The organism is Microcoleus sp. B13-B6 (genome assembly GCF_036705405.1).
Lineage (GTDB): Bacteria > Cyanobacteriota > Cyanobacteriia > Cyanobacteriales > Microcoleaceae > Microcoleus.
Genome location: NZ_JAUBUJ010000056.1, coordinates 1 through 4,744 on the forward strand (window position 1 = coordinate 1; position 4,744 = coordinate 4,744).

The window sequence follows — 4,744 nt, forward strand, 5'->3', positions numbered from 1 at the left end:
CGAATCAGGGGACTTAAAAGCACTCTTTAGAAGCTTATTATAGATTCACAGGATATTATCCCGAGTCCGTTCATGCCGATCGCATTTACCGTACAAGAGAAAACCGAGCATGGTGTAAAGAAAGAGGCATTAGAATTAGTGGGCCACCTCTAGGAAGACCCCCAGCAAATGTGAGTAAAGCAAAAAAGAAGCAAGCTTTAGAAGATGAAAGAATTAGAAATGCAATAGAGGGAAAGTTTGGGGCTTGCGGAAAAGAAGATTCGGTCTCAATAGAGTTATGGCTAAACTTGATAATACCTCTGGTACGGTTATTGCAATTACTTTTTTGGTTATGAACCGATGCTACCTGGTGGCGCCGGGTTTTTTGTGTGTTTTTCTGTCTATTTGGAAAAAGAACACCTGTTTTTGGGTTGAAGATAATCCCCAATTATAATTGGGGGGACTTGATACCGAAAAAACTTATATATAACTCTGCTTGAATATATCGATCACTCCTGTTCTTAGTTTGCGATCGATTATTCAGCAAACCCTAATTAAACTAATTATTTAAAGGAGTTGCACGTCAATGACACAATTGTGCTTATAATATCTGGCTCGGTGCCCTCTCAAACCAGGGTTTTTCGCTAGTCTGGTGCTATTTGTAAGTTAGTTAAGCCCATAGCAGCTAGGATCGAGCTAACTCAAGGTTAAACTAAAGCTCGTCATGCGGCGTTGCCTCTCAAAACCCGGATTGAGTCTTATGGCGCATTACCGCTCCTCTGTATGTTTGTTCACCTGCATTGCCTGTCTGGGCGCTGCGTTCAGTCCAAGTGCCGACGGAGGGCACCAGGTACTCAATGCCTCTGCGCGTGCTGTTTCCCAAGAAATTGCTCAGGCGAACTCTCCCCCGGACGATCGCCAAGATTCCAAGCCTCCAAAACCGTCTCCAGCGCCCGATAAAAACAAATCTCAGCCGTCCAAAACGTCCAAATCTAATTCTAATATCCCGAAATCGGTATCCAATTTGCTCGTCATTTTGTCTCGTCAGCGGGGGTTCTTAATGTTGGGTTTGGCAGCAGTTGTCGTCACGGCAGCGGCAGTATTTATCATGCTCAAATTAGTTAGCAGTGACGAGTCAAATTATTCTAAGCGAAGACGGGGAAGATTTGATCGCCACAACCAAAGAAACTCTCAATTTACTAATCCCGATTCTCCTATAAACTCGCACGAAATTAGACCGCAAGAGAATTCTTCTGGAGGACAATCGCTGTCAGCCTTGCCCTACCCTTTTGGTTTGCCAAAAAACTACAGTATCGAGAGCAGCGATCAACCTTTACCGTTTATCCTGGAATCCGGGGAACCGGAATCCCAGAATGCAGCAGTCGAGGGCGATCGAATTAATTCCGACACCCCGCCCTTGGAAACTCAGAGCAATGGGTACAGCAACACAGGTTTCAACATTCCCGAAACAACTAATCAAACCGATTCCCTAGCGAAGAAGAAAGGTATTGCCCTTCCCGAAACGGATGGTAGACCTAAAGTTGATATTATTGAAGCACTGATTGAAGATTTGCAGCACCTAAATCCGGCTTTGAGGCGCAAAGCAATTTGGGAACTCGGCCAGCGGGGAGATTCCAGAGCAGTTGAGCCGTTGCTCGATTTGCTAGCAAATTCCGACTCGAGCCAGTACAGTTTAATTTTGGCAAGTCTCTCGGAAATTGGCATTCGCACTCTCAAACCCATGAATAATGCCTGGTCAATTTCGCTGCAAAATGAAAATCCCGAAGTGCGTAAAAATGCGATTCGCGACTTGACGCGGATTTACGAATTGGTGAATCAAATCAGTTACTTGTTGCACCGTGCGACAGACGATCCAGATCCAGAAGTTCAGGAAACTGCTCGCTGGGCCATCAATCAGTTGAACCGCCTCCGTCCGCGTTCTGGGATGGATTAATAAATTTAGCAATTTTTAAGTAAGCTGTTGTGCATTTAAATAGAATGTCAACAAACAATTCGCCGTCTTGTGGGGAGTAGGGGTTGGGCCAAAAAGCCCGCCCTGAATATGCAATTTAAATGCGTGACAGCTTATAGCCTTTCTCAGTAACATGAGGTGTTCTTGGGCAAACAGGCCAAACAGGCCAAACAGGCCATTGGAATAGTACCTTACTTTCCTGAGAACAGGTATATAGCGGTTCTCAAGCGTGGTGAGGTATGCCCACGGAGGCCACGGAGGCCACGGAGGCCACGGAGGCCACGGAGGCCACGGAGGCCACGGAGGCCTATGCCCATGAGTACCTCATATGAGAACTCGAAAGGCTATAATTTTATATTTTAGATTTTAGAGGGGAGAATTTATAAGATAGATTGTGTTAGAATCAGTGCCTGATGGCTAATGATTAATGACTAATGACTAATGACTCTTTGAAACTATTGTTCCTGTCAACTTCAGTCGGTCAACTCGGTTCTGGCTTGGGCGGCGGAGTAGAACTTACAGTCCTTAACATCGCTAAAGAATTACAGAGTCGCGGTCATAAAATAGCAGTTGTAGCGCCGAGAGGTTCAGTTTTAGAATCAATTTGTGTAATCGAAATAACGGGTGATTTGCAAGTAACGGCCCAAACACAAGATTACAATGCTCCTATTGTGATGCCCGCAGATTCTGTGCTGGCGAATATGTGGGAATATGCTCGCCAAGTTCAGGATGAATGGGATGTCATTGTTAATTTTGCCTACGATTGGCTGCCGTTTTATTTGACACCATTTTTTAGGACTCCGATCGCCCATTTTATCAGCATGGGATCCCTTTCCGCAGCCCTCGATCGCATTGCCGCACAAACCGCCGTCCAGTTTCCTGGTACGATCGGAGTTCACACCGCTTCTCAAGCCAAAACATTCGCCTTTGGCAAGGAGTGTCGGTTGTTGGGAAGCGGCATAGATTTATCGCTGTACGAATTTTGCAGCCAACCGGAACCCAAATTAGCTTGGCTTGGTCGCATCGCCCCGGAAAAAGCCTTAGAAGATGCAGTAGCAGCAGCGAAAATTACAGGCATTCCCCTAAAAATTATGGGCAAAATGCAAGATGAGGATTATTGGCAAAAAATTTGTGCAGATTACCCGGATGCTCCCGTAGAATATTTAGGGTTTCTGACCACAACCCAACTGCAAGAGCAAGTCCGTCAGTGCCAAGCATTGTTGATGACACCACGTTGGGTGGAAGCTTTCGGAAATGTCGCGATCGAGGGTTTAGCGTGCGGTGTGCCTGTGATTGCTTACGAGCGCGGGGGGCCGGCGGAAATTGTTAGAGAGGGACTGACGGGCTTTTTAGTGGAGCCTGATAGTGTAAATGGCTTGGTAGGTGCGATCGCCCGCTTAGACCAAATTGACCGCAGCGCTTGCCGGCGACAAGCAGAGGTAGAATACTCTTTAGGAGCTTTGGGCGATCGTTGTGAACACTGGTTCAAATCTATTCTAAAGTTGAGTTAAATAAACTCTTAATAGACCACAAAAAAGCAAACAGAAAAAACTATGGCAACCGAACGTTTAGTGCTTTTATCCAGTAGAGAAATCGAAAAAATGCGTCAAGCAGGTCGCTTAGCTGCCGAACTTCTGCTGCATCTCGAACCGATGGTAAAACCCGGTGTCAGCACTCTAGAAATTAACGATGAAGCCGAACGCTGGACTTTGGCACACGGAGCCAAAAGCGCTCCGCTAGGCTATAAAGGATTTCCCAAATCTCTGTGTGCAAGCGTCAATGAAGTAGTCTGTCACGGCATCCCCAATGCGAAACAAATTCTTAAAGAAGGTGACATTATTAATATTGATGTAACGCCTTTAGTTGATGGTTATCATGGCGATACTTCCAAGACTTTTTTTGTGGGCAAACCTTCCCCGGTAGCGAAAAAGTTAGTTGAAGTAACCGAGGAATGTTTAAGAAGAGGAATTGCAGAAGTTAAACCGGGAGCTCGTACCGGTGACATCGGTGCAGCGATTCAAGAATATGCTGAAGCACAGGGTTTTTCGGTAGTGCGAAATTTTGCGGGACACGGCGTTCACCGCGTTTTTCACACCGAACCGGAAATTTTGCACTACGGTAAGCGGGGCACGGGGAAGAAGCTCAGACAAGGCATGGTTTTTACGATCGAGCCGATGATTAATGAGGGTACTTGGGAAGTGGAAATTTTGGGCGACGGTTGGACGGCTATCACGCAGGATCGAAAGCTTTCGGCTCAATTCGAGCACACTCTGGCTGTGACTGATTCTGGGGTGGAAATTCTGACTTTGCCTTAGCAATCATTAACAAACAATCTGAAAAACTCACCCCTAAATCAATAATCAACCATATCCCGTAGGGGCGGGTTTCACCGACAATATCTAACGATTATCAACAATCTAGATAAACCCGCCCCGCCACAACCGATAACCTACATCAACCTGAAATTTGCATCGAATCCGAAAAGGTAGGTTTGTATTTATGGATGGGTGGGGGCGGGTTTTCGAGATGGTCTGTTTCAGTCAGAAATTGTCGGAAAATCCCCCCTACAGAATAACGCTCGATTCACCGAATCCGAAAAGGTAGGTTTGTATTTATGGGTGGGTGGGGGCGGGTTTTCGAGATGGTCTGTTTCAGTCAGAAATTGTCTGTAAAACCCGCCCCTTGTATCTTAAAAGAGTCAGTCAGGCGATCGAGCAGTCAGTCAGGCGATCGAGCAGTCAGTCAGGCGATCGAGCAGTCAGTCAGGCGATCGAGCAGTCAGTCAGGCGATCG

At 46.3% G+C, this 4,744-nt stretch carries 3 protein-coding genes and 1 pseudogene; all 4 read left to right on the forward strand.

What is annotated here, in order from left to right:
- Nucleotides 1–17: 17 nt before the first annotated feature.
- A pseudogene (locus QUB35_RS22820) lies at nt 18–433 on the forward strand (transposase); the annotation flags it as partial.
- Nucleotides 434–739: 306 nt separating this feature from the next.
- Nucleotides 740–1,933 carry a HEAT repeat domain-containing protein gene (locus QUB35_RS22825; RefSeq protein WP_333143991.1) on the forward strand — a complete coding sequence of 398 codons (1,194 nt, stop codon included), beginning with the start codon at nt 740–742 and terminating at the stop codon, nt 1,931–1,933.
- A gap of 452 nt (nt 1,934–2,385) precedes the next feature.
- Nucleotides 2,386–3,462 (forward strand): glycosyltransferase family 4 protein, encoded by a 1,077-nt coding sequence (locus QUB35_RS22830; protein WP_333143992.1) that lies wholly within the window; start codon nt 2,386–2,388, stop codon nt 3,460–3,462.
- A gap of 42 nt (nt 3,463–3,504) precedes the next feature.
- Nucleotides 3,505–4,266 (forward strand): type I methionyl aminopeptidase, encoded by a 762-nt coding sequence (map, locus tag QUB35_RS22835; RefSeq protein ID WP_333143993.1) that lies wholly within the window; start codon nt 3,505–3,507, stop codon nt 4,264–4,266.
- The last annotated feature ends 478 nt before the right edge of the window (nt 4,267–4,744 follow it).